Source organism: Chryseobacterium takakiae (assembly GCF_900129385.1).
GTDB classification, from domain to species: domain Bacteria; phylum Bacteroidota; class Bacteroidia; order Flavobacteriales; family Weeksellaceae; genus Chryseobacterium; species Chryseobacterium takakiae.
In genome coordinates this window covers 118,226-141,201 of sequence record NZ_FQVO01000005.1, presented here as the reverse complement: position 1 = coordinate 141,201, position 22,976 = coordinate 118,226, and the positions used below count along the sequence as shown (strand labels likewise).

Below are 22,976 nucleotides of genomic sequence, written 5' to 3'. Positions count from 1 at the left end.
AGACTTTTTTTATTTAATTAATTATAGAATGGGCAGACCAGGCTCTATCAATATTCAATATATCATAATGTAGACCAAAATCTTTATTTTGCATTTTTATCTCCGCCAATTACCAGTAAAATGGTTTTTAAGATGATGACCAGATCAAGCATAAAACTCCAGTTTCTTACATAAAATGCATCTGCCAGTACTCTTTTATTCATTTCCACTTCCACATCTCCGGCGTCGCCGCGAAGTCCGTTTACCTGGGCAAGACCTGTTATTCCGGGAGTTACCATGCTTCTCAGGCTGTAGCGTCCTATTTTTGGTTTGTAATAATTGTCTACCGCAAGCATATGTGGTCTTGGTCCTACAATAGACATATCGCCTTTCAGCACATTCAGAAACTGCGGCATTTCGTCTAGGCTGGTTTTTCTCAAAAATTTTCCGAAGGGCGTAATTCTTTTATCATTTTCTGCAGTTGTTTTTGTTGATGATTCTTCATTAACGATCATCGTACGGAATTTAATGCATTTAAAAACTTCCTCATGAAATCCATATCGCTCCTGAATAAAAAATACGGGTCCTTTTGAAGTTAATTTGATTAAAACAGCAATAATAGGGAAGAGCCATGAACATATCCCAATCAAAACAATTAAAGAAAAGATAATATCGAAAATTCTTTTCATCAAATAATTAGAGTAATATTCCAGGGGATATTTTACCTGATTAAGAACAGGTTGTGTCTGTATATATCCCATATTATAAAGGAAAAAATCACTTTGGGTAATATTGGGAATTAATGAAATATGTACTTTATTCGCTTCTGCGAGTTTGAAAATTTCTTTTTCTGTATTGTGCGTATAAGAATTTTCCAGAGGAATAAACAAAGTGTGAATTCCGTTTTCTTTCCAGAATTCAATCAGCTGATCGGTTTCAATTTCATCTTTTGGATATTCGAAAATTTTATAACCGTAATCTTTTCTGTCTCTTAGTATATTTTTTAAAACTTCCGTAGAGCTGTTTTCATGGATGAACATAACATTCCGGTGATTGATCCCAAGACTTCGGACATATTTGATTCCGAAAAATATCATTGATCTCACCAAAAAAATAAAAAAGAAAAGATAAAAAGAAAGCCAGTAAATATCTGAATTAAAAAATACATTATAGCTTACCTTGCCAATCAGCAGTACTCCAAGAATAAATAATAAAAAATGAATGAAAATTCTTTCCAGAAACAAAGTATAGGTGAGGTTTCTGGGAATATTATAAATTCCGGTTCTGCCGCTTAAAAGAATCCAGAATAAAAAAAGCAATGCTAAAGAAAAAGCGTTCTGATACCATGCTTCCTCATTGTATTTCAGAGTCTGATTTCTTGTTAAAAAAAAGAATATGAAAATAGATGCAATAACCACAAGGTCAAGCAATATAATGATGGATTTAAGATATCTGGAATAGCGTATTCTCTGCATCTATCGGGTTTAACGGATAAGAAAGCTAATTTACATATTTTTATGGAATATTCAGATACTTATGGGTCTGCACAGAAGCTCTCCACTCCGGATGTTCTAGGATGAAATCTGTAATTTTAGGGTACATTTCGTCACGCTTGCTCCATTCGCTCTGGAGATACAGCGTACAGTTTTCTGAAACCTTTGATCCCTGCTCCTGCGCGAATTTAAAGTCATTATTATTAAATACAATAACCTTCAGCTCATGTGCCTTCTGATAGATTTCCTCTTTTGGGAGGCCTGTTTTTTTGGGAGATAATGTGATCCAGTCGATATGTCCGCTCAACGGATAAGCTCCCGATGTTTCAATATGGATAGAGCAGCCCAGCTCTTTTAATTTTGATGTTAAAATATCTAGATTCCACATCAAGGGTTCTCCACCTGTTAAAACAATTGTTTTACAGTGTTTGGCTGCAGTTTCTGCAATTTCTTCCGCATTCATCAGAGGATGTAGATTCGGATCCCAGCTTTCCTTTACATCACACCAATGGCAACCCACATCACAACCTCCTAATCTGATGAAATAAGCTGCTTTTCCTGTGTATGCTCCCTCTCCCTGAAGAGTGTAAAAATGCTCCATCACAGGGAGCATTTTACCTTCTTTTAATAATATGTCTTCTATTAAATTCATTTTAAAATTAGTCGTTATAGACCGAAGTTTTGTAAGCAATGATGGTGTTTTTCATCAGCATCGCTCTTGTCATAGGTCCGACTCCCCCCGGAACAGGCGTAATCCAGCTCGCTTTTGCTGCGCAGCTGTCAAAGTCTACGTCGCCTGCAAGGTAATATCCTTTCGGAGAATCGTCGTCTACTCTCGTAATCCCTACGTCAATAATCACTGCACCTTCTTTAATCATATCTCCTTTTAAGAAATGCGGATCGCCTAATGCCGTGATCACGATGTCTGCTTTTTTAGTATATTCTTCGATATCTTTTGTGTAAGAGTGCGTTAAGGTAACTGTAGAATTTCCGGGGAAATCTTTTCTTCCCATCAAAATACTCATCGGTCTTCCTACGATTTTACTTCTTCCGATGATTACGCAGTCTTTACCTTTTGTTTCAATATTGTATCTTTCCAATAAGGTTAAAATTCCGAACGGTGTTGCCGGTAGGAACGTATCCATTTCCAGTGCCATTTTTCCGAAATTTTCAGGATGGAAACCATCTACATCTTTTCTCGGATCAATCGCATTGATGATTTTTTCCTGATCGATCTGATCCGGCAATGGCAGCTGTACGATAAATCCGTCAACCGCTTTGGATTTGTTTAGCTCATCAATTTTTTCCAGTAATTCGGACTCGGAAACCGTGCTTGGAAATTTTACCAGGCTTGATTGAAAGCCAACTTCTTCACAGTCTTTAACTTTAGCATTTACATAAGCCTTGCTCGCTCCGTTGTTCCCTACAAGAATCGCTACCAGGTGTGGAGCCCTTCTTTTTCCGGCAACGATTTTTTCAACTTCAGCTTTGATTTCCTGCTTTATTTCTTTGGATATTTTTAATCCGTCAAGAATTTCTGCCATTTTTACTTTATTACTTTTTATTAGATTTTTTAAGGATATTTTTCCGGATTCTGGTGTGTGCAGAAAACGGAGAGGATATAAATCATTTTTTCATCTTCACTGATCTCATAGAAAATAATGTAAGGAAATTTCTTTACAGCGAAAGCTCTTACATTTCTATACCTTTTCTGAAAATACGGATTTGTAATTATTCTATCAATTGCCAGATCTAATTGTTTATTGAAGTTTTTTAAAACCTTGACCGAGATGTCAGCATAATAATCTGTTGCTTCTTCAATGTCTTTTTCGGCAGTGGGTAAAAATTTATAATTAAAGTCCATATTTAGCTCTGATTCTTTTTAAAGACTCTTTGCCATCTATTGCTTTTGATCTGTCTTGTTTTAAAGCTTCATCAATCACGCTTTTCATTTCATCCGTCAGCTCAAAATCATCCTCGTTTTTTTCAAAGTTGATTTTCATTCTTTTCAAAAGATTTTCCATTAAAGTTTCTTCTTCCTTATCTTTAAGATGGATAATAATGGTACTCATTTGTTTTATTTTTAATCAAAATTAATGAAAATCAGCAACAATTTATTTATTCGCTTTATAATAATTAATCAGTCCGTTGGTTGAAGAATCATGAGTGCTAACCGTCTCATTGTTTTCAAGTTCCGGAAAGATTTTGTTGGCTAATACTTTCCCCAATTCCACCCCGAACTGATCAAAGCTGAAAATATTCCAGATCACACCCTGAACGAAAATTTTATGCTCGTACAAAGCAATTAACTGTCCTAATGAAAAAGGAGTTAATTCATTGAACAGTATGGAGTTGGTAGGTGTATTCCCGTGGAAAACTTTGTAATTTAAAAGGAAATTAATTTCTTCGTCAGATTTTCCTGCAGTCTTTAACTCTGCTGCTACCTCTTCTTCTGTTTTTCCGAAAGCAAGAGCTTCAGTCTGTGCAAAAAAGTTGGCCAGTAATTTATCCTGATGATCAGAAACTTTGTTCGGACTTTTAGCATACGCAATAAAATCAGCAGGGATCAGTTCCGTTCCCTGGTGAATCAGCTGATAGAAAGCATGCTGTCCGTTTGTTCCCGGTTCACCCCAAATGATGGGTCCTGTTTCATATTCAACAAACTCGCCGTTTCGGTCAACACATTTCCCGTTGCTTTCCATATCTCCCTGCTGGAAATATGCCGGAAAACGGTCCAGATACTGAGAATACGGGAGAATTGCATATGTTGTTGCCGCATAGAAATTACGGTACCAGATTCCCATTAAGCCCATTAGTACAGGAATATTTTCGCTGAAATCTGCTGTCTGAAAATGCTGATCCGTATCGTATGCTCCTTTTAATAATTGTTCAAAATTTTCATAGCCAACGGCAAGAACAATGCTTAAACCGATAGCGCTCCAAAGGGAGTATCTTCCGCCTACCCAATCCCAGAATTCGAAGATGTTTTCTTCCGCAATTCCGAAGTCTTTAACAGCCTGAACATTAGTTGATAATGCGACGAAATGTTTTGCGACATCTTCCTGTTTTCCTGCTTTTAAGAACCAGTCCTTTGCCGAGTTGGCGTTTGTCATGGTTTCCTGTGTGGTGAATGTTTTAGAAGCAATGATGAACAAAGTGGTTTCAGGATTTAAATTCTTTACCACTTCTGCAATATGATTTCCGTCTACATTGGAAACAAAATGAACGTTTAACCTTGTTTTAAAGTGTTTTAGAGCCGAAACCACCATAACAGGTCCCAAATCTGAACCACCGATTCCGATGTTCACAATATCTGTAATTTCTTTTCCGCTAAATCCTTTATGATCGCCTGAAATAATGCTCTCTGAAAAAGATTTCATATGATCCAGAACTCTTTTGATCTGAGGTTTAATATTTTCTCCGTCTACCAGAATTTCTTTATCGGAAAAATCTCTTAAAGCGGTGTGTAAAACTGCCCTCCCTTCCGTCTCATTGATTTTATCTCCAGAAAACATTTTGGAAATGGCATCTTTTAGTTCACACTCTTCTGCAAGGCTTAAAAGAAGCTCTTTCGTTTTGGAATCAATTAAATTTTTAGAATAATCAAATAAAAAATTAGGTCTTTTGATGGAGAATTCCTCAAAACGACTTGGGTTATCCTGAAAAAGACTTCTCAGATCAAAATCATTATTCGCAAATTGTTCGTCTAATGCTTTCCAGCTGGTAGTTTGAGTAGGATTTATTTTTGATAGCATATATTAGAAATTAGGTTTGTGATTTAGGATTCAGGATTGTGAATACCAAATCCTCATGTAAAATATTGATTTGCAAATTTACGGAATTTTAGTTCAATGATGTTAATGCATGATTAAAAATCAAATGGTAAATTGGGGATAAGCTTAAAATCAGTATTTTTAGTTCAAATTATCTTGAATGACTACCAGAAGAAACTTTATCAAAAAATCATCATTAGGATTTGGCTTTTTTGCTTTGCCGGCTTCTGCAAAATTTATTTATAAAGAAGAGTATATTTCCAAGAGACCACCAATTTCGCGACGGAAATTTACTTCAGATGTTGTTGAAAGAACGATTCAGGCTGTTAAAAAGTCAATAGCAGATAAAGAACTGGCGTGGATGTTTGAAAACTGTTTTCCGAATACTTTAGACACAACGGTAAAATTTTATCATAAAAATAATAAGTCTTACACTTATGTAATTACGGGAGATATTGACGCCATGTGGCTCCGGGATTCTTCTGCGCAGGTTTATCCGTATTTAAGCCTTGCCAATGAAGATGAAAAGCTGAAAAATCTCTTAAAAGGTGTTATTAATAAGCAGGTAGAATGTGTTCTTCTTGATCCTTATGCCAATGCTTTTTTTGATGATGCGACCAAAATAAGCGAATGGAAAGATGATTTTACACAAATGAAGCCCGGAATTCACGAAAGGAAGTGGGAAATTGATTCTTTGTGTTATGTCATGCGATTATCTTACAGCTACTGGAAAACGACAGGCGATACATCGGTATTTGATGCAGATTGGAAAAAGGCAATGCTGTTGATTTTGCAGACTTTTAAAGAACAGCAGAGAAAGGATTCAAAAGGACCGTACAGATTCCAGCGATCCAACGGAAATCCTTTGGATACGCAGTTTGCAGGAGGTTTCGGAAATCCAACGAAAAAAATAGGACTTATTCATTCCATGTTCCGGCCTTCGGATGATGCAACTTTTTACCCGTTTTTGATTTCTTCCAATATGTTTGCGGTAGTTTCTTTACGGGAAACGGCAGAAATTTTTTCTAAAATTTTAAAAGAGGAAAATTCTTCAGGTCAGTTTAAAGATTTGGCCCAAGAAGTGGATGAAGCAATCCAGAAATATGCTGTTTTAAATCATCCGGAAGCGGGAAAAATTTATGCATTGGAAATTGATGGCTTCGGAAATGCTCTGTTTATGGATGATGCGAATGTTCCGAATTTATTATCCATTCCGTATTTAGGCTACAGATCCAAAGAAGACGAAATCTATAAAAATACCCGAAAATTTTCTTTAAGTAAGGCCAATCCATGGTTCAGTGAAGGGAAATTTGCCAAAGGAATCGGTGGACCACACATTGGGGAACATAAAATCTGGCCTTTGGGATTGATTATGCAGGCTTTGACAACGGACAACGATGAGGAAATTATTTCCTGTTTAAAAATGCTGAAGGCCACCCATGCCGGAACGGGATTTATCCATGAGTCTTTTGATGTTGATCATCCTAAGGATTTTACAAGGTCGTGGTTTGCCTGGGCCAATACTTTATTCGGGGAATTAATTCTTCATCTTCATACAACAAAACCTGAAATCCTGAAAAGAAAGTTCTAAGCACAAAAAAATACCTCCGAATTTACCGAAGGTTTATTGTAAAATTTCAAAATATATAGATAACCGTGAGGTTAGTATAGCTTACGCTTCTGTGTCTGGATGCTTTTTGACAGGCTTTCTTTTTCTCGCAAAATAGAAAACTATGGCTCCGATTAATAAGATCGGCCAGATAGTAATTAACCCCACAAAAATTTTCTGAATTAAATAATATCCTTCCACAAACGCTGTTTTTGTACTGTAGATAAAATCAAACTTGTATTTATCATCGATATTGTTCGTGTTGGTTATGGCAATTTCTGCGACTCTGATTTTGGGTTCTTTAAGGTAAACATCTACGGTACTGTATTTCAGGTTATCGGTCACGTCCATATTAGCCAATTGCTGCTGGTTACCTTCATCCATATTTTGGTTGTCAAGTTCCACTTTATCCTTATTCGATTTCAGCTCCGAAATGTTTTTGCTGTTCTTTTCAATTCTTTTGCTTTCCAACTGGGCATATTTGATGCTTGATGTTATATCTTCCGCGTTAATCAGCCTTGAATTGAGGAATAGTTTTTTATCATTAATCATCGTAAGAAGTTCGCCAAGTCTTTCAGTAGGGACTCTCAGCTGCATCCTGTTTTCTGTCTGGTATTTTTTCACCAATACGGCATTTTCATCGGATGTGTCATACGTGTTTTCCGAAACCACATTACTCTGCAGGTTGCTTTTTGTTACAAATCCTCCAAGTTCCTGTACAGACTTTTCAATAGAGATCGTTGTTTCATAAACGTCTTTTACTTCCATATCTACATCAGCGGTTTTAATAAACTGCTTATCTTTTACTTTCATGGATGCAACGGAAGAAATGCTGTCCGAAATCACTGCTGCCGAATCGGTGGTGGCATATGCTTCCAGATTGCTTGATGAAGTTTCTCCTTTTTTACAGGAGTATATTCCTAATAACAGAGCACCTGCCAATGATAATTTGATGTACGTTGTTTTCATAATATTTATTTTTAATGTTTCTTATTCCAAAGTTCCGGCTGAACCTCTTGTAATAGTTGAAAATCGGGCGTAAACAATTTGTAAACAAAAATTATTTTTTAATGATTTAAAAATCAGGAGTTTGTAAAATAGGCAGGCTTTAGGTACCTCATTTTCGGATTAATTTTTGCTTATCTTTTACAAGTCAAACACACAAAGAATTATTATGTCAAATACTTTTTCCAAAATCAGAAATGCCATAGAATTATTCAGATCCATAGACTTTGACCAGCTGAGCACCATTTCTCAAAAGGTAAATCTTCCCAAGTTGATGGAAAACTTCTCCAAACTGGATGATAAACAGCTTAATGGAATGATGAAAATGCTCGATCCCCATAAAAAGAAAAAAGAGCTCCCACCCATTGATGGCGATTTTTACGATATCTATCATACGTTGAGTCCGGAGCAGAGAGAAATTCAGCTTAAAGTAAGAGCGTTTATGGAAAAAGAAGTGAAGCCACTGGTCAATCATTACTGGCTGAGAGACGAATTTCCACACGAATTAATACCGAAATTTCAGAAACTGAATATCTGCGGCGTTACCTACGATGGATATGGCTGTCCGGGATTGCCTTTTTTGATGGAGGGCGTCTTGGCTATGGAAATGGCCAGGGTTGATGCTTCCATTGCAACCTTCTTCGGAGTGCAGTCGGGTCTTTCCATGGGATCTATTTACATCTGTGGCTCTGAAGAACAAAAACAAAAATGGCTTCCGCAGATGCAGAAATTTGAAAAAATCGGGGCTTTTGGCTTAACGGAACCTGAAGTGGGTTCCGGAGCGGCAGGAGGATTAACGGTAACTTGTAAAAAAACACCCGAAGGCTGGATTCTGAACGGACAGAAAAAATGGATAGGGAATGCAACGTTTGCCGATGTTATCATCATTTGGGCCAGAGATCTTGATGATGGCGAAGTGAAAGGATTTATAGTTGAAAAAGATAATCCCGGATATTCCGTAGAGAAAATAAAAGGAAAAATGGCCTTAAGAATCGTTCAGAACGGATTGATTACTCTGAAAGATTGTCTCATCACCGAAGAAAACAGATTGCAGAATGCCAATTCTTTTAAAGATACCGCTAAAGTGTTGCAGATGACAAGAGCAGGGGTTGCCTGGATGGCGACTGGCTGCGCCAGAGGAGCTTATGAAAGTGCTTTGGATTATACCCGGAAAAGAGAACAGTTCGGGAAACCGATTGCTTCGTTTCAGATGATCCAGGGACATTTGGTAGAAATGCTATCTAACCTTACGGCAATGCAGACAATGGTTTTCAGGCTTTCCGAAATGCAGGATGAAGGAATTTTAAAAGATGAGCATGCATCTCTCGCAAAAGTTTTCTGTACCATGCGAACAAGAGATATCGTATCAAGAGCAAGAGAAGTTATGGGCGGAAACGGTATTTTGCTGGAATACGATGTCGCCAGATTTGTCGCAGATGCAGAGGCTATTTATTCTTACGAAGGAACTAAAGAAATCAATTCATTAATCGTAGGAAGATCAATTACCGGTTTCAGCGCATTTGTTTAAAGTCAATGGTCAATTGTGAATTTTGCTTCGCAAGTGAATTTTTTAAATTGACAAGCACCGCGAATTGACAATTGGCCATTCACTATTTAATTAGCATTTACTATTTTTAGCTCACCAGGTGCTTATATTTTTCCTTATTGTCGATAATCATCCAGATATTGATAAGGAACATCACTCCGGCAATTGCCATTCCTATTGGTGACTTGTCTAAAGTGAAAACATGGGCTACAATTCCCACCATAACCGGCAAAATGACAATAGCTCCTAAAGCTCTCGTTTTGGAAAAGATAAACAGCAGCCCGCCGATAACTTCAACGGCTCCCACAAGAGGCATCAGCCATGCAATTTCTCCGAAAGCACTGAATACTTTCATCTGCTCCGGTGTGGGTTTTTCCATAGGCATGTAATTGAAGAATTTGTTTAATCCGGCATTAATAAACATTAATCCGAAAAGAAGGGACAGGATAAATTTTACGGCTTTCATAATTATTAATTTTTTATTAAAGTTAAATAAAATTATAATTCCTTGATTAAAAAGCTGTTAATTTTAAAACTCTCTTTATTGGGAAATATTTTGGTTCCGTATTGTCTGGTTTTATATATTTGTATGACAAACAAACTAAAATATTATTATGAAAAATCTTAAGAAATTAAACCGAAACACATTGAAAACCATTAAAGGTGGAAATAGTACGGATATCGGATACTGTCCGGACAATCAGACGTACATTCCTTGCGATGAGCTTTGCCCTAACGGAAGAAATCCTCTTTGTGCAATTCAAGCTTAATAAAAAAGCCTTCAAAAATGCACTGCCCCCAAAAAGTTAGACACTTTTTAGGGGCTTTTTTATATTTATAATAAAAATTGTTGATTAATCGTGAGCTTAATCCATCTCTTCTAGCGTTATTTTTTTAGTAATTTTATATTTCTTCTTTTTCTTGTCCGGTTTTTCTTCTTCACCGAGTAGTTTTCCCCAAGGCTGAAGCCCCTCAACCCTTTCGAAAATAATTTTGATAATGGCAATGGCCGGAATACATAGAAACATCCCTGCAATTCCCCAAAGATGTTCCCCCACCAGAATTCCGATAAAAGAAAACAGGGCATTAATTTTTACTTTTGATCCCACCACAAAAGGGAGAATAATATTTCCGTCTATGGCATGAACAATAACATACCCTATAGCAACATAGATACATGTGGACGGAGTATTGGTTGCAAAAGCAATGAAACAGGAAATTAAGAGTGAAATGAAAATACCTATATACGGAATTACATTAAGCAATCCGGTAAGAACTCCAAGCAGAATAGCATATTTAACTCCCAGTATGGTAAGGACAGTTGTTGTAAGAATGGAAACAATAATAACCTGAAGGCAAAGTCCGATAATATATCTTTTTGTCATTATTCTAACCTCCGAAACCACTTCCTGAACGCTACTTTTATGCTTTTCAGTGAAAACATTAACAATGAAATTATTTAAAATTCTTCTGTAATTTAAAATAAATATAAAAAATAGAATAAAGAATGCTAAAAAGCCTAACCCGGTAGAAAAAATCCCCAAGGTAAAACCTAGGATAATACCTGTAGAAGATAATAGTTTTTTTAAGCCTTCATCCAAATAGGCAAACTGCTCATCAATGTTCACATTAAATGTCCTGGAAACCCATCTTTGCAGGTCATTAAAAACATGTGTCGCCTGCTCGGTAAGCTGGGGAATGTCTTTACTGAAACTGGAAATTTGGGAACCGAAGAAAAAGATAAGACCTGTAATGACAATCAGTAAAATCATTACGGAAAAGATAGTAGAAAATGATCTTGGGAATTTTAATTTCTGTTCCAGAAAATTAGCAAATGGCAAAAATATCATGGCCATAAGAAATGCTAAAAAAAAAGGAGCAAGGATACTTTCGCCTAAAGCCAAAAGGTATCCGAAACCTAATATGGAAGCAATAACCAGTGTAAGCTTTACGAGAAAAGGAAGCCGAAGTACATTCATAATTTTTTCTGTTGCATAAAAATAATAAAACGCTCCGAATTGAAGAGTCTTAAAAAGTAATTTATTTGATTAAAGGATAAGAAAACTCCATGCCTGTTTTGGTTCAATAAAAAACACATCCCGTTTGAGATGTGTTGATATATTAAAAAAATGTGAAATTTATTTTTCAATGGCGAGTTCCAACACTTCATTCATCCAGCTTACATAATGAACTTTCAGATTTTTCAGATAATCTTTTTTGATTTCTTCCACGTCTTTTCTATTGGCCTCGCAAAGAATAACTTCTTTAATCCCTGCTCTTGTTGCGGCAAGCAGCTTTTCTTTAATTCCGCCTACAGGAAGTACTTTTCCTCTCAGCGTAATCTCACCAGTCATGGCAAGATGAGGTTTTACTTTTTTATTTTTAAATGAAGAAACCATAGAAGTCAGCATGGCAATACCGGCAGATGGTCCGTCCTTAGGAGTTGCGCCTTCAGGAACGTGAACGTGAATGTTTTTCTTTTCAATATCTTCCTGAGAAATTCCCAGGTCATCGTGTTTAGCTTTAATATATTCCAGGGCAATCGTCGCAGACTCTTTCATTACCGTTCCCAGGTTTCCGGTCATAGTAAGAGAGCCTTTACCGTTGCTGATGATGCTTTCGATAAAAAGAATATCGCCGCCTACGCTTGTCCACGCAAGACCGGTAACAACTCCGGGTACATCTGTAAGTTCAGAAAGGCTTTTCGGTCTCGGAACCCCTAAAATTTCATCAATTTTTTCGATAGAGATCTTTGGGTCATACTCTTTTACCAAAGCTGTTTGCAGCGCTGCCCATCTTGCAATCGCAGCAAGTCTTTTTTCAAGGCTTCTTACCCCGCTTTCTGAAGTATGTGCTTCAATAATATGTTTCAGTTCATTGTTTCCAAGCTTGAATGATTTGGAATCCAGCCCGTTTTCTTCCTGCTGTTTCTTGATTAAATGCCTTTTTGCGATCTCAATTTTTTCTTCCAGCGTATATCCGGCAATCTGAATAATCTCCATCCTGTCCAATAAAGGCGTCTGAATGGTGGAAAGAGAATTTGCTGTGGCAATAAACATTACTTTAGACAAATCATACCCCATTTCCAAGAAATTGTCATAGAATGACTTATTTTGTTCAGGATCAAGAACTTCCAGAAGTGCGGAGCTCGGATCGCCATGCATTCCTTTTCCTACTTTATCAATCTCATCCAGAACAATTACCGGATTGGATGTCCCTGATTTTTTAATGGATTGAAGAATTCTCCCAGCCATCGCTCCGATATAGGTTTTTCTGTGTCCGCGGATTTCGCTTTCATCATGCAGCCCTCCCAGAGAAACACGTACATACTTTCTTCCCAATGCATCGGCAACGGATTTTCCAAGAGATGTTTTTCCCACACCCGGAGGTCCTACTAAAAGAAGAATAGGGGATTTCATGTTGTTTTTAAGTTTTAAAACAGCCATGTGTTCCAGAATTCTTTTTTTAATATCTTCCAGCCCGAAATGTGCTTTATCTAAAATTTTCTGGGCTTTTTCAATGTCAAAAGTATCTTTGGTGTAGGTATCCCAGGGAAGATCGGTAAAGAAATCGAGGTAATTTCTCTGAACGTTATAATCCGGAGAATTAGGATTCTGACGCTGCAGGCGGTTAATCTCTTTTTGAAAATGTTCTTCAACTTCCGGGCTCCATGTTTTCTTTTTTGCTTTAACAATAAGTTCTTCAACATCACTTTCCGGTCCGCCTCCAAGTTCCTCCTGGATGGTCCTGATCTGTTGATTCAGGAAATATTCCCGCTGCTGCTTATCGAGATCTTTGGACGTTTTCTGATGAATCTGATTTCTCAGTTCCAGTTTCCTGAAATCTTCATGCATCATTTCATAGCATTTATTAGCCCTTTCCATAAGATTTTTCTCCTCAAGAAGTTTTTGCTTTTCGGTAGAAGGGAAGTTGGCGTTGGTGCAGATGAAATTCAGCAGATCATCATTATTGTTGATGTTTTTAATAGCAAAATTGGCCGCGTTGGGAATGTTCGGATCAAGTTCGATAATCTTTAACGCAAGATCTTTCACATTTTCAAGCAATGCCTCATATTCTTCTTTGTTTTTCGGTTTTCCGTCTTTCAGCTTTGAGATTTCCGCTTTAAAATAAGGCTGTTTTTCAACGATTTTTTTAATCTTAAAACGATAAAATCCTTTAGTGATAGCGGTGATATTACCTTCAGGAAGTTTTATAATCTTAATGATTTTGGCGAGTGTACCTACCTGGAAAATATCTTTTTCCGATGGTTGTTCTAGGTCAGAATTTTTCTGGCTTACAATTCCTATAAAATCGCCGTTTTTTTGTGCTTCCTCAAGAAGCTGTATGGATGTTTTTCTTCCTGCTGTTATAGGAATAACCACGTTCGGAAACATTACCATATTTCTTACGGGAAGAATAGGAAATATTTTTTGTTCGGAATTTTTCTCTGATTCTGAAAGATCGGAAAGGTTGATCTCTTCAGCAACAATATCAAATCCGTCGCTTATCATTTCTTCTAAACTTATATCTTCAAACTCTGTCATAGTAAATCGAATGACAAATTGTCATTGCCGTTTTAATTTATTAAAGTAAAACTTTACAATATGTGCTAAACATCATATTGTATATAATATGTCGTTTTATGACACAAGACCTGTGCCATTTGTTTTTTGCTAAAAAATACGGCCAAAATTTCCTTTTTTAGAAAAATTAAATTTTAAAAATTAAAATAAAGAACTTGGATTTCCGTAATTTCTTAAAAATGTGTATTTTCGCAACCTGATAAAAAACTATAATATATATAATGGCAATTTTAGGACAAATTAGGAGTAGACCTTGGCTTTTGATGGGAGTAATTGCACTGGCGCTTTTGGCGTTCCTTGTAAACCCGGACAGTATCGAAAAGGTTTTCGGTAAAAATCCTGATGTTTTAGGAAAAGTAAATGGTGAGAAGATTACCCGTGAAGAGTTTAACGACCAGCTTTTCGTACTGCAGCAGCAGGCAGATCAGCAGGGACAGCCGAAGGCTGGTCTTGAAGAGCAGGCTTGGCAGTTGCTGGTACAGTCTAAACTCATCAAACAACAATTCGAGAAAATGGGCTTTGAAATGACGGAAGATTATTTCTGGAATCAGCTTCAGTATGATCAGATGTTTGCTCAGCAGAAGCAGTTTTTCGACGAAAAAGGAAACTTCAAAACCCAGGAGCTTAAAAAACAGATTGAAGATATGAAAGCGGGTTCGCCGGAAGGATACAACCAGTGGATGAAAAGCAGAAAATCTATTGAATACAGATTGATGGCGAGACAGGTTTTTGCTAATATTTCCCAGGGAATCACTACGGGTAAAAAAGAGGCTGAAGCTTTAATGAAGCAGAGAGATCAACTTGCTGACATTGATTTTGTAAAGATTGATTATGCAACTTACCTTCAGAAAAACAATATTAAAGTTACTACTGAAGATCTTGCCAATTATATCAAACAGCATCCTGTAATGTTTAAAGCTGAAGAGAGCAGAAACATTGGAGTAGTTTATTTTCCTTCCCAGCCAAGTGCGGCGGATGATGCTGCAACGCAGAAAGAAATTAACAAATTATTCTCTGCAGGAACTGACGCAAGCGGCGGTACTGAAAATTTCCAGAATACAAAGAACGACTCAATGTTCATAATGGCGAATTCTGATATGCCTTTCAATGCTCAGTACCTGAAACCCAATCAGTTGCCACAGACTATTCAGGCGCAGATTCCATCTGCTGCTATCGGGCAGACTTTCGGGCCTTATAAAGAGCAAAACTTTTATGTAGTGTCTAAACTTTTAGATAAAAAGACCTCTGATTCTACTTTATCAAGACATATTCTTATTGCTTTCAAGGGGAGCCCGGCTGGAGAGGGGGTTACAAGATCCAAAGAGCAGGCTAAAAAACTAGCAGATTCTATTGGCGCAATTGTAAAAGCTAATCCAGGGAAATTTACGGAATTCCTGAAATTATCAAATGACCCGAATTCAGCAGCACAGGGAGGAAGCCTGGGATGGACAACTCCGGAAACACCTTTCGTGCCGGAATTCCTTACCTACCTTGCTAATAATCCTAAAGGAGCAACAGGAGTGGTAGAAACTCAGTTCGGATATCATATCATCAATATTGAAGATAAAAAACCGGGAGCAATGAGCTACAAGGTTGCCAATCTTGTAAAAGCAGTGAAACCTTCAGATGCTACCGAAGCAGAGGTTAACAAAAAAGCCAGCAGATTCGTTCAGCAGGTTCAGGGAAAATCATTCAACGATTTTGTAAATATTGCTAAGAAAGCAAAATATCAGTTCTCCAATCCTAAGCAGGCAAAAAGGTTTGATGGTCAGCTTCAGGGCCTAGGAACGGAAAAAGATCCTGAGATCCTTGCATGGGCATTTGATAAAAAAAGAGAAAAAGGAGATACTGAATTATTTACAGTAGACGGAACAGGAGATAAAATTGTAGTATACCTGAACGGTAAGCAGGAAAAAGGTACTGCAGATCCGGAATCTGTAAGAGATCAGATTGAAGTAGTGGTTAAAAACAAACTTGCAGCAAAACAGATTGCTGAGAAAATCGGAAAAGCAGGAAGCCTTGATCAGATTGCTAAGCAATTCGGGACGACAAAACATTCTGCACAGGTTAATCTTTTAAATCCTTCGGTTGCCGGTTCTATGGAGCCTAAGGTTGCAGGAGCAGCGTTCGGAGTGGCAAAAGGAAAAATTTCTAATCCGGTTGAAGGCGGAACAGGCGTTTACGTTTTAGTGAAAAAGAACGAAACGGTAAACAAACAACCTGGAGATCTTAAGCAATTCACAGAATCTGTTACCCAGAGAAATTCAGGAATGTTCGGGCAGGCTTGGTTAAAAAGCTTACAGGACAATGCTGATATCAAAGACTACAGAATTGAAATCTGGAATAAACTAGGTACTCAACAGCAATAAAATTATTTTCATAAAGATAAAAAGCGGCAAAGTTTTTGCCGCTTCTTTTGTGTTTAACGCGGAGCAATAAGGAAAAACATTCATTTAAATGTATTATATTTGCTCATAGAAAAATTTAGCAAGTGAAGTTCAGTAAAGAATTAAAAGCTGGGATAATCGCATTAATAGCCATTGTGGGTTTTGTGATACTTTTCCAATTTATGAAAGGCAGGAGCCTTTTTACTACCGATAATATATTTTACGCAAAATATGACAACGTGGAAGGGCTCGCCCAGTCTGCACCGGTTTCTATTAACGGATTAAAAGTAGGGCAGGTGGACAAAATCATTCCCAACACTTCCAAAGACGGAAAAATTGATTTCCTGGTAAAAATTACGGTTGATAATAATTTTGAATTTTCAAAAAATTCAACACTTGAGATTTTCGAACCCGGATTAATGTCCGGCAAAGAGATGAGAATCAATCTTATGTACGGAGGTCCTACCGCTAAAGACGGGGATACTTTAAAAGGAGCCTTTAAATTGGGAACTTTAGGAAGTCTTTCTTCTCAGGTGGGTCCGGTAAAAGATCAGCTACAGACAGTTTTATACAGAGTAGATTCTTTAATGGCAAATGCAAACCAGGTGGTTAATGCACAAAACAGAGAAGAAATCAGAGCGTTGCTTTCTAACCTTAACAAAACAGTTGCTGCGTTACAAACTACCGCAGGAAGTGTGAACAGCCTGGTTGGTCATAATGATCCTAAGCTTCAGAAAGTTTTGGATGACGCAAGCCTTACGATGCAAAGCGGTAAAGTTACTTTAGATAAATATGGAAATCTTGCAGAAAGCATTGATACTCAAAAGCTGAATGCAACAATTGCCAATCTTGATGCTACTGTAGGAAAGCTTAACGAAGTAGTAGCCGGAATAAATAACGGACAGGGAAGCTTAGGAAAACTGATGAAAGATGAGGAGTTGTATAACAATCTGAATTCTGCATCTACCAACCTGAATTCATTAATTGAAGATGTAAAAGCAAATCCTAAGAGGTACGTTAATTTCTCGGTATTCGGAAAAAATAGTAAAGACTAATAAATAAATCCATGCAATATATCGATAATATTATTTTTCTGATTTTATTAGTTGCGGGTTTTGGACTATTTGCAAAAAGCCTTCAAAAGATATATAGAAATATCAGACTAGGACGTGAGATAAAACGTAATGACAGAAAAGGAGAACGCTGGGAAACCATGGCGAGAGTAGCGATGGGGCAAAGCAAAATGGTAAAACGGCCGGTTGCCGGAATTTTACACCTTTTTGTATATGTAGGTTTTATTATCATCAATATAGAACTTTTAGAAATTGTTGTAGACGGAATTTTCGGAACGCACAGATTTCTGGCAACGATATTAGGAAACACGGTGTATAGCTATTTTACGGCTACTTTAGAAGTATTAGCATTACTTGTAATAATAGGGGTGGTAATATTCTTTATCAGAAGAAATTTTTACGGAGTAAAAAGGCTTACCATGAAAGAGCTTTTCGGATGGCCGAAAGAAGATGCCAACTGGATTCTTATCATTGAGTTTGCCCTTATGGTTGCTTTCTTTACGATGAATGCTTCAGACGCTATTCTTCAGGCAAGAGGATATGATCATTTTGCTCGTCTTGGATCATTCCCGATCAGTCAGCTTACCTTTGTGCCTTTTTTAGAAGTTTTCAGTTTTGAAGACGGATTCTTATTCGGAATTGAAAGAGCAGCATGGTGGTTTCACTTTGCAGGCATCCTGTTCTTCATGAATTATCTTTATTATTCAAAACATTTACACATTATTTTAGCTTTTCCAAGCACTTGGTACGCCAACCTGGAAAAGAAAGGAAAATTCAACAATCTGGATTCCGTTACTCAGGAAATCAAATTGATGATGGATCCAAATGCAGACCCATATGCTGCTCCGGCCGGAGGTGATGCGGAAGCGCCTTCAAAATTCGGAGCTGAGGATATTTTTGATCTGAATCAGGTACAGCTGTTAAATGCGTATTCCTGTACAGAATGTGGCCGTTGTACTGCTGTTTGCCCTGCAAATATTACAGGTAAAAAACTTTCACCACGGTTGATTTTAATGAAAACCCGGGACCGTCTTGAAGAGGTAGGGAGAAATATAGACAAAAACGGAAAGTTTGAAGATGACGGAAAAAAATTGCTGAACGATTACATTACCAAAGAAGAACTCTGGGCATGCACTACTTGTAATGCATGTACAGAAGCTTGCCCGGTGTTGCTTGACCCGCTTTCCATTATTTTTGATATGAGAAGATTTTTGGTTATGGAACAATCTGCTGCACCTCAGGAACTGAACCTCATGATGGCCAACGTAGAAAACAATGCTGCTCCTTGGCAATACAACCAGGCGGACCGTCTGAATTGGGCTAATGACTGATGATGTTAAACATGGCTGAAATAATTGAATACCGAAAAGATTTAGCTCTGTATTTTAAGCAAATCAATATGGACTGGCTCGAAAAATATTTCGTGGCAGAACCGTATGATGTAGAAGTGCTTTCCAATCCCGAAAAATATATCCTGGAGAAAGGCGGAAATATTTATTTTGTTGCAGAAGAGGGTATTCCCAAAGGAACAGTAGCATTGATGAATAATGAATACGGAGAGCTTGAACTTACCAAAATGGGAGTCGATGAATCTGCACAAGGAAAAGGATACGGCAACCTGCTGATTCAGCATTGTATAAACAAAGCAAAAGAAATGGGAGTGAAAGACCTTATTTTGTACTCCAACACCAAATTATCTCCCGCCATTCATCTCTATAAAAAATTCGGTTTTGTGGAGATTCCCGTTGGAAAATCGGAATATGCCCGATGTGATATTAAAATGATAAAGTCTCTTTTATAATCCAAATAACGTAATAGAATGGATTTCAATATAAAAACAATGGCAGAATATGCTGCCGAAGGAAAATCACCGGAAGTTCTGTTCTGGGTAGGCTGTGCCGGAAGTTTTGACGACCGTGCCAAGAAAATCACGAAAGCATTTTGTAAAATTTTAAATAAAATCGGTGTTGAATTCGCTGTTTTAGGACAGGAGGAAAGCTGTACCGGAGATCCTGCAAAACGTGCCGGAAATGAATTCGTTTTCCAGATGATGGCCTTAACGAATATTGAAGTTCTCAATGCTTATGAAGTTAAGAAAATTGTAACGGCTTGTCCGCACTGCTTCAATACCCTTAAAAACGAATATCCTGGATTAGGAGGTAAGTATGAAGTTATTCATCATACACAGTTCCTCAGAAATCTGATGGAAGAAGGGAGATTAAAAATTGAAGGCGGCGCTTTCAGAGGCAAGAAAATTACTTTCCATGATCCGTGCTATTTGGGAAGAGCAAATAACGAATATGAAGCGCCAAGAGCTTTATTGGAAAAGCTGGATGCCGAACTTGTAGAAATGAAACGCTGCAAAACAAATGGGCTATGCTGCGGAGCAGGTGGTGCCCAAATGTTCAAAGAGCCGGAAAAAGGAAATAAGGATATTAATATTGAACGTACGGAAGAGGCTTTGTCTTTCGAGCCTAAAGTTATTGCAACCGGATGTCCTTTCTGCAATACCATGATGACGGATGGTGTGAAACATTTCAATAAAAATCACGAAGTTGCTGTAAAAGATATCGTAGAACTGTTGGCGGAAGCGGAAGATTTATAAAACATTACTCCAAATTAAGGTATTCCATGAAATCAAGGTGGAGATTTTCCTTTTTTTTTATAGTCATTACTATTACTGCACTGAGCTTCTGGAATTATAAAAACAGGGTTTACGATTGGGATATGCCGGGCTATATAGGAAGCCTCTATACTTTGAAATTTCCGGATGCACCAGATACTATTCGTAAACTTACCTATAGCGAAATACAGAAAAAAGCTCCTGAAGACCAGTTCAGGGATATTATAGGAATAAAAAAGCCTGCCGATAATGCCCGACAGGCTTTTGCTAATAATACGCGCGCCTTTATGGAACAGCTGCCATATTATCAGGTTAAAGCAGGTTATAATCTGGGAATCCTTATTCTCTACCAATTAGGTCTTTCTTCGCCGGATGCGGTGACTTTTTTAAGTATCATTTCCTATTTTATTTCCGGATTAATTTTATTTTATATTATCAAAATTATTTTTCCTGAAAACTACATTCTTACTACGGCCTTAACGATAGTAATAATGCTATTGTCTCCAATGACTTCTATGTCCAGAATGACAACACCGGATATGTTCATTCTGCAGTTTTTGCTGATCTTTATGATTGGACTGCTTAAAAAATGGAACAAGTGGGCTATGTTTTCAATTCTTTTGGCCATTACTTTTACCAGGCCGGATTATATACCTTTTACATTGAGTTATCTCGCAGCAGCAGGTATTTATGAATATGTGAATAATAAAAAAACAGAAATGGCTTTTGTATTACAGGGCGTTATTCTTTTTATTTTATATATAGCGATCACAAAATTTTATGGTTATCCGGGCTGGAAGCATCTTTTTTATGATACTTTCATCTACAGACGTGAATTTATTTCCGGATCTCCGCCGGACTTCAGCCTTAAAGACTATTTTAATGTAATTTTTGTTAAAATTATTAACTTTAAGAAAGTTACTCTAATCTCAGTAGTGCTTCTTATATCAACTTTTTTTCTTTCCAAAGATTCATGGATCAGAACGCTTGTTGTTTTTATTTTAATTAACATTTATATTAAATTTCTGTTTTTTCCGCATTCAGCCGGATTAAGGTTTTTCTTCGGATATATTGTTTTGCTAGTCATCCTTTTTCTATATGCACTGAGCAAAAAGTATAATGGTTTCAAACTCAGGAAAATTGCGTAATTTTGAACTTTAAAATGTATCAGAAATGAAGATTGAAGAATCAAATATAGTAGAGACCAACGATTACAGAGTTATTATATACCCCGCGTCAAGACCTTTTGAAACTAAAGAGGCAAAAGTAATCACAGAAAAGCTTTTTGACTTTCTGGCAACCTGGGCTGCCCACGGCAAACCGCTTTCATCATCTTTTAAGATTGAAAAGAATCAGTTTATCATTATCTGCGTAGACGAAGAGAAAGAAATGGCTTCAGGATGCAGTATTGACGCACTGGGCAAAATAATGAGAGAAATTGACCAGGAATACCAACTGGGTCTTTTCGACAGAATGAAAGCAAGCTTCATCGAAAATGGTGAAGTAAAAACGCTGAAACTTATTGATTTTAAAACGAAAATAAGAAACGGAGAGATTTCTAAAGACATACAGGTTTTTGACTTTTCAAAAAATACCTATCTAGAATTTTTAGGAAATTTTCTTCTGCCCTTTGAAAGAAGCTGGGCCGCATCTATAAAATAATATCCCAATCAATGAATAATAAAAAGTGGAAGTCTTCCACTTTTTTTGCTTTAATTTATATTTGTAAAAAAAATCTATAACCGATTTCAGATTAATAAACTCAGGATGAAAGTACCTAAAATCCTTTTTTTAACAACCGCACACCGTCATGATGATGACAGGATATTTTTTCATCAGGCGAAAGCTTTGAAAGAACAAGGATATGAGGTCAAAATCTGTAGTCTTTCATCTGAATTCCAGGGAACGATTGACGGAATTGAAATAGAATCCTATGCCGTTCTTGAAAGAAGTATTCCTGAAAAAAAGGCGATTCTGGAAAAAATCTGTAATGATTATCACCCTGATGCTGTTCTCTGTTCGGAACCTTTGGCAGTAATAGCAGCAAAAAGCATCAGAAAGAAAAAAAAAGCAAGCATCATTTATGATATCACGGAATGGTATCCTTCTATGAGAATGGTAGAAAAATTTTCTTTTCCGCTTAACATCATTCATGCCGTAAAGTTTTTTCTCATTCAATTGTATGCAGGGCTCATCAGCACCCACTATATTTTCGGGGAAGATACCAAGAAGTTTCCGCTGGCGTATTTTTTTCCGTTTAAAAAGTCAATCGTATTACCCTATTATCCGGATGATATTTACATTAGGAAACATATCAAAAGCCTGCAATCTGACAAAATAACACTTTGCTACACCGGACAGTTTTCTGAAGAAAAAGGAATCGGTCATTTTTTTGCGGCGGCAGATAGCCTGAGAAAAAAAGCACCTGAACTTACGATCTCAATTCTTTTGATTGGTGGTTCCAGAAAGGAAAAAGATGAAAAGTATTTTTCCGGATTGGTAAAAAAATACCACTTTGAAAATCTCAGAATAGAAAAACCGGCTTCTTTTGAAACCTTTACTGAAGCTTATGCTGATGCAGATATCTGTTTTGACTTGAGAACCATTAATTATGAAAATCACCACTGTCTGCCGATTAAGATATTCTATTATGCCGCTTCGGGAAAACCTGTCATTTATACGGATTTAAAAGCTACACGGCAGCATGTTGATGTTTCAAAATTCGGGTTTCTTGTTGATCCTGAAAATTCGGACGGAATTTCAAATCTAATTCTGAATTATATCAACAATCCTGATATTTATTCGGAACATGCTCAGAATGCAAGAAGAGCGTATGAAACGAAATATAACTGGAATGGAATTAAATATAATTTCCTCAACTTCATCAAAAAATCATTAGCATAAG

General features: G+C 37.0%; 21 protein-coding genes. 11 read left to right on the top strand and 10 right to left on the bottom strand.

All coding sequences use genetic code 11. The features are described 5' to 3' along the window. Nucleotides 1-83: 83 nt before the first annotated feature. The 6 genes from BUA76_RS08510 to pgi are packed head-to-tail and all read right to left on the bottom strand — an operon-like array spanning nt 84 to nt 5,227. Complete coding sequence (locus tag BUA76_RS08510) at nt 84-1,454, bottom strand: exopolysaccharide biosynthesis polyprenyl glycosylphosphotransferase (protein ID WP_072884378.1); 1,371 nt, start codon at nt 1,452-1,454, stop codon at nt 84-86. A gap of 40 nt (nt 1,455-1,494) precedes the next feature. Next, entirely contained in the window at nt 1,495-2,124 is a 630-nt protein-coding gene (locus tag BUA76_RS08505; RefSeq protein ID WP_072884377.1) for a 7-carboxy-7-deazaguanine synthase QueE, read from the bottom strand. Nucleotides 2,125-2,131: 7 nt separating this feature from the next. Beyond that, complete coding sequence (locus BUA76_RS08500) at nt 2,132-3,016, bottom strand: bifunctional 5,10-methylenetetrahydrofolate dehydrogenase/5,10-methenyltetrahydrofolate cyclohydrolase (protein ID WP_072884376.1); 885 nt, start codon at nt 3,014-3,016, stop codon at nt 2,132-2,134. Nucleotides 3,017-3,045: 29 nt separating this feature from the next. After that, nucleotides 3,046-3,336 (bottom strand): type II toxin-antitoxin system RelE/ParE family toxin, encoded by a 291-nt coding sequence (locus tag BUA76_RS08495; protein WP_072884375.1) that lies wholly within the window; start codon nt 3,334-3,336, stop codon nt 3,046-3,048. After that, nucleotides 3,326-3,544 (bottom strand): hypothetical protein, encoded by a 219-nt coding sequence (locus BUA76_RS08490; protein ID WP_072884374.1) that lies wholly within the window; start codon nt 3,542-3,544, stop codon nt 3,326-3,328. The genes BUA76_RS08495 and BUA76_RS08490 overlap by 11 nt, the downstream gene beginning before the upstream one ends. 42 nt (nt 3,545-3,586) lie before the next feature. Continuing rightward, complete coding sequence (pgi, locus tag BUA76_RS08485; protein WP_072884373.1) at nt 3,587-5,227, bottom strand: glucose-6-phosphate isomerase; 1,641 nt, start codon at nt 5,225-5,227, stop codon at nt 3,587-3,589. Between the two features lie 178 nt (nt 5,228-5,405). On the opposite strand from pgi, the gene BUA76_RS08480 reads away from it, so the two are divergent. Further along, nucleotides 5,406-6,836 carry a glycoside hydrolase family 125 protein gene (locus BUA76_RS08480; RefSeq protein WP_072884372.1) on the top strand — a complete coding sequence of 477 codons (1,431 nt, stop codon included), beginning with the start codon at nt 5,406-5,408 and terminating at the stop codon, nt 6,834-6,836. Nucleotides 6,837-6,917: 81 nt separating this feature from the next. Here BUA76_RS08480 and BUA76_RS08475 read toward each other — a convergent pair whose 3' ends face one another. After that, nucleotides 6,918-7,823 carry a DUF4349 domain-containing protein gene (locus tag BUA76_RS08475; RefSeq protein ID WP_072884371.1) on the bottom strand — a complete coding sequence of 302 codons (906 nt, stop codon included), beginning with the start codon at nt 7,821-7,823 and terminating at the stop codon, nt 6,918-6,920. Nucleotides 7,824-8,028: 205 nt separating this feature from the next. Between BUA76_RS08475 and BUA76_RS08470 the strand changes: the two genes are divergently transcribed. After that, nucleotides 8,029-9,387, top strand: coding sequence for an acyl-CoA dehydrogenase family protein (locus BUA76_RS08470; protein WP_072884370.1), 1,359 nt, complete (start codon nt 8,029-8,031; stop codon nt 9,385-9,387). A gap of 106 nt (nt 9,388-9,493) precedes the next feature. On the opposite strand, the gene BUA76_RS08465 is transcribed toward BUA76_RS08470, so the two are convergent. Next, nucleotides 9,494-9,871: a DoxX family protein gene (locus BUA76_RS08465; RefSeq protein ID WP_072884369.1), complete on the bottom strand. Its 378-nt coding sequence runs from the start codon at nt 9,869-9,871 to the stop codon at nt 9,494-9,496. A gap of 148 nt (nt 9,872-10,019) precedes the next feature. Between BUA76_RS08465 and BUA76_RS19230 the strand changes: the two genes are divergently transcribed. After that, the gene (locus BUA76_RS19230; protein ID WP_178337322.1) at nt 10,020-10,175 is read left to right on the top strand and encodes a bacteriocin-like protein; all 156 of its coding nucleotides are present in this window, start codon (nt 10,020-10,022) and stop codon (nt 10,173-10,175) included. A 96-nt stretch (nt 10,176-10,271) separates the two neighbouring features. Here BUA76_RS19230 and BUA76_RS08460 read toward each other — a convergent pair whose 3' ends face one another. Together BUA76_RS08460 and lon are read right to left on the bottom strand one after the other, a co-directional pair. Next, a complete protein-coding gene (locus BUA76_RS08460; RefSeq protein ID WP_072884368.1) occupies nt 10,272-11,384 on the bottom strand; it encodes an AI-2E family transporter in 1,113 nt (370 codons plus the stop codon). Nucleotides 11,385-11,543: 159 nt separating this feature from the next. Further along, nucleotides 11,544-13,949, bottom strand: a complete 2,406-nt coding sequence (gene lon, locus BUA76_RS08455) for an endopeptidase La (RefSeq protein ID WP_072884367.1) — start codon at nt 13,947-13,949, stop codon at nt 11,544-11,546. Between the two features lie 260 nt (nt 13,950-14,209). Between lon and BUA76_RS08450 the strand changes: the two genes are divergently transcribed. The 8 genes from BUA76_RS08450 (at nt 14,210) to BUA76_RS08415 (ending at nt 22,975) form a co-directional block, all read left to right on the top strand. Further along, nucleotides 14,210-16,357: a peptidylprolyl isomerase gene (locus BUA76_RS08450; protein WP_072884366.1), complete on the top strand. Its 2,148-nt coding sequence runs from the start codon at nt 14,210-14,212 to the stop codon at nt 16,355-16,357. A gap of 122 nt (nt 16,358-16,479) precedes the next feature. Further along, nucleotides 16,480-17,430 (top strand): MlaD family protein, encoded by a 951-nt coding sequence (locus tag BUA76_RS08445; RefSeq protein WP_072884365.1) that lies wholly within the window; start codon nt 16,480-16,482, stop codon nt 17,428-17,430. 11 nt (nt 17,431-17,441) lie between these two features. Further along, the gene (locus tag BUA76_RS08440) at nt 17,442-18,779 is read left to right on the top strand and encodes a 4Fe-4S dicluster domain-containing protein (RefSeq protein ID WP_072884364.1); all 1,338 of its coding nucleotides are present in this window, start codon (nt 17,442-17,444) and stop codon (nt 18,777-18,779) included. Nucleotides 18,780-18,790: 11 nt separating this feature from the next. After that, nucleotides 18,791-19,249: a GNAT family N-acetyltransferase gene (locus tag BUA76_RS08435; protein WP_083573198.1), complete on the top strand. Its 459-nt coding sequence runs from the start codon at nt 18,791-18,793 to the stop codon at nt 19,247-19,249. A gap of 18 nt (nt 19,250-19,267) precedes the next feature. Then, complete coding sequence (locus tag BUA76_RS08430) at nt 19,268-20,053, top strand: (Fe-S)-binding protein (RefSeq protein ID WP_072884362.1); 786 nt, start codon at nt 19,268-19,270, stop codon at nt 20,051-20,053. A 26-nt stretch (nt 20,054-20,079) separates the two neighbouring features. Continuing rightward, nucleotides 20,080-21,219, top strand: a complete 1,140-nt coding sequence (locus BUA76_RS08425; protein WP_072884361.1) for a hypothetical protein — start codon at nt 20,080-20,082, stop codon at nt 21,217-21,219. A gap of 25 nt (nt 21,220-21,244) precedes the next feature. After that, a complete protein-coding gene (locus BUA76_RS08420; RefSeq protein ID WP_072884360.1) occupies nt 21,245-21,733 on the top strand; it encodes a hypothetical protein in 489 nt (162 codons plus the stop codon). Nucleotides 21,734-21,838: 105 nt separating this feature from the next. Next, a complete protein-coding gene (locus BUA76_RS08415) occupies nt 21,839-22,975 on the top strand; it encodes a glycosyltransferase (protein WP_072884359.1) in 1,137 nt (378 codons plus the stop codon). Nucleotide 22,976 lies beyond the last annotated feature (1 nt).

Coding starts and splice junctions, on each gene's coding strand:
- BUA76_RS08470 (WP_072884370.1), top strand. CDS start 8,029: ATGTCAAATACTTTTTCCAAAATCAGAAATGCCATAGAATTATTCAGA.
- BUA76_RS08440 (WP_072884364.1), top strand. CDS start 17,442: ATGCAATATATCGATAATATTATTTTTCTGATTTTATTAGTTGCGGGT.
- BUA76_RS08415 (WP_072884359.1), top strand. CDS start 21,839: ATGAAAGTACCTAAAATCCTTTTTTTAACAACCGCACACCGTCATGAT.
- BUA76_RS08475 (WP_072884371.1), bottom strand. CDS start 7,823: ATGAAAACAACGTACATCAAATTATCATTGGCAGGTGCTCTGTTATTA.
- BUA76_RS08480 (WP_072884372.1), top strand. CDS start 5,406: ATGACTACCAGAAGAAACTTTATCAAAAAATCATCATTAGGATTTGGC.
- BUA76_RS08435 (WP_083573198.1), top strand. CDS start 18,791: ATGGCTGAAATAATTGAATACCGAAAAGATTTAGCTCTGTATTTTAAG.
- BUA76_RS08465 (WP_072884369.1), bottom strand. CDS start 9,871: ATGAAAGCCGTAAAATTTATCCTGTCCCTTCTTTTCGGATTAATGTTT.
- BUA76_RS08425 (WP_072884361.1), top strand. CDS start 20,080: ATGAAATCAAGGTGGAGATTTTCCTTTTTTTTTATAGTCATTACTATT.
- BUA76_RS19230 (WP_178337322.1), top strand. CDS start 10,020: ATGAAAAATCTTAAGAAATTAAACCGAAACACATTGAAAACCATTAAA.
- BUA76_RS08490 (WP_072884374.1), bottom strand. CDS start 3,544: ATGAGTACCATTATTATCCATCTTAAAGATAAGGAAGAAGAAACTTTA.
- BUA76_RS08430 (WP_072884362.1), top strand. CDS start 19,268: ATGGATTTCAATATAAAAACAATGGCAGAATATGCTGCCGAAGGAAAA.
- lon (WP_072884367.1), bottom strand. CDS start 13,949: ATGACAGAGTTTGAAGATATAAGTTTAGAAGAAATGATAAGCGACGGA.
- BUA76_RS08505 (WP_072884377.1), bottom strand. CDS start 2,124: ATGAATTTAATAGAAGACATATTATTAAAAGAAGGTAAAATGCTCCCT.
- BUA76_RS08495 (WP_072884375.1), bottom strand. CDS start 3,336: ATGGACTTTAATTATAAATTTTTACCCACTGCCGAAAAAGACATTGAA.
- pgi (WP_072884373.1), bottom strand. CDS start 5,227: ATGCTATCAAAAATAAATCCTACTCAAACTACCAGCTGGAAAGCATTA.
- BUA76_RS08500 (WP_072884376.1), bottom strand. CDS start 3,016: ATGGCAGAAATTCTTGACGGATTAAAAATATCCAAAGAAATAAAGCAG.
- BUA76_RS08450 (WP_072884366.1), top strand. CDS start 14,210: ATGGCAATTTTAGGACAAATTAGGAGTAGACCTTGGCTTTTGATGGGA.
- BUA76_RS08460 (WP_072884368.1), bottom strand. CDS start 11,384: ATGAATGTACTTCGGCTTCCTTTTCTCGTAAAGCTTACACTGGTTATT.
- BUA76_RS08420 (WP_072884360.1), top strand. CDS start 21,245: ATGAAGATTGAAGAATCAAATATAGTAGAGACCAACGATTACAGAGTT.
- BUA76_RS08510 (WP_072884378.1), bottom strand. CDS start 1,454: ATGCAGAGAATACGCTATTCCAGATATCTTAAATCCATCATTATATTG.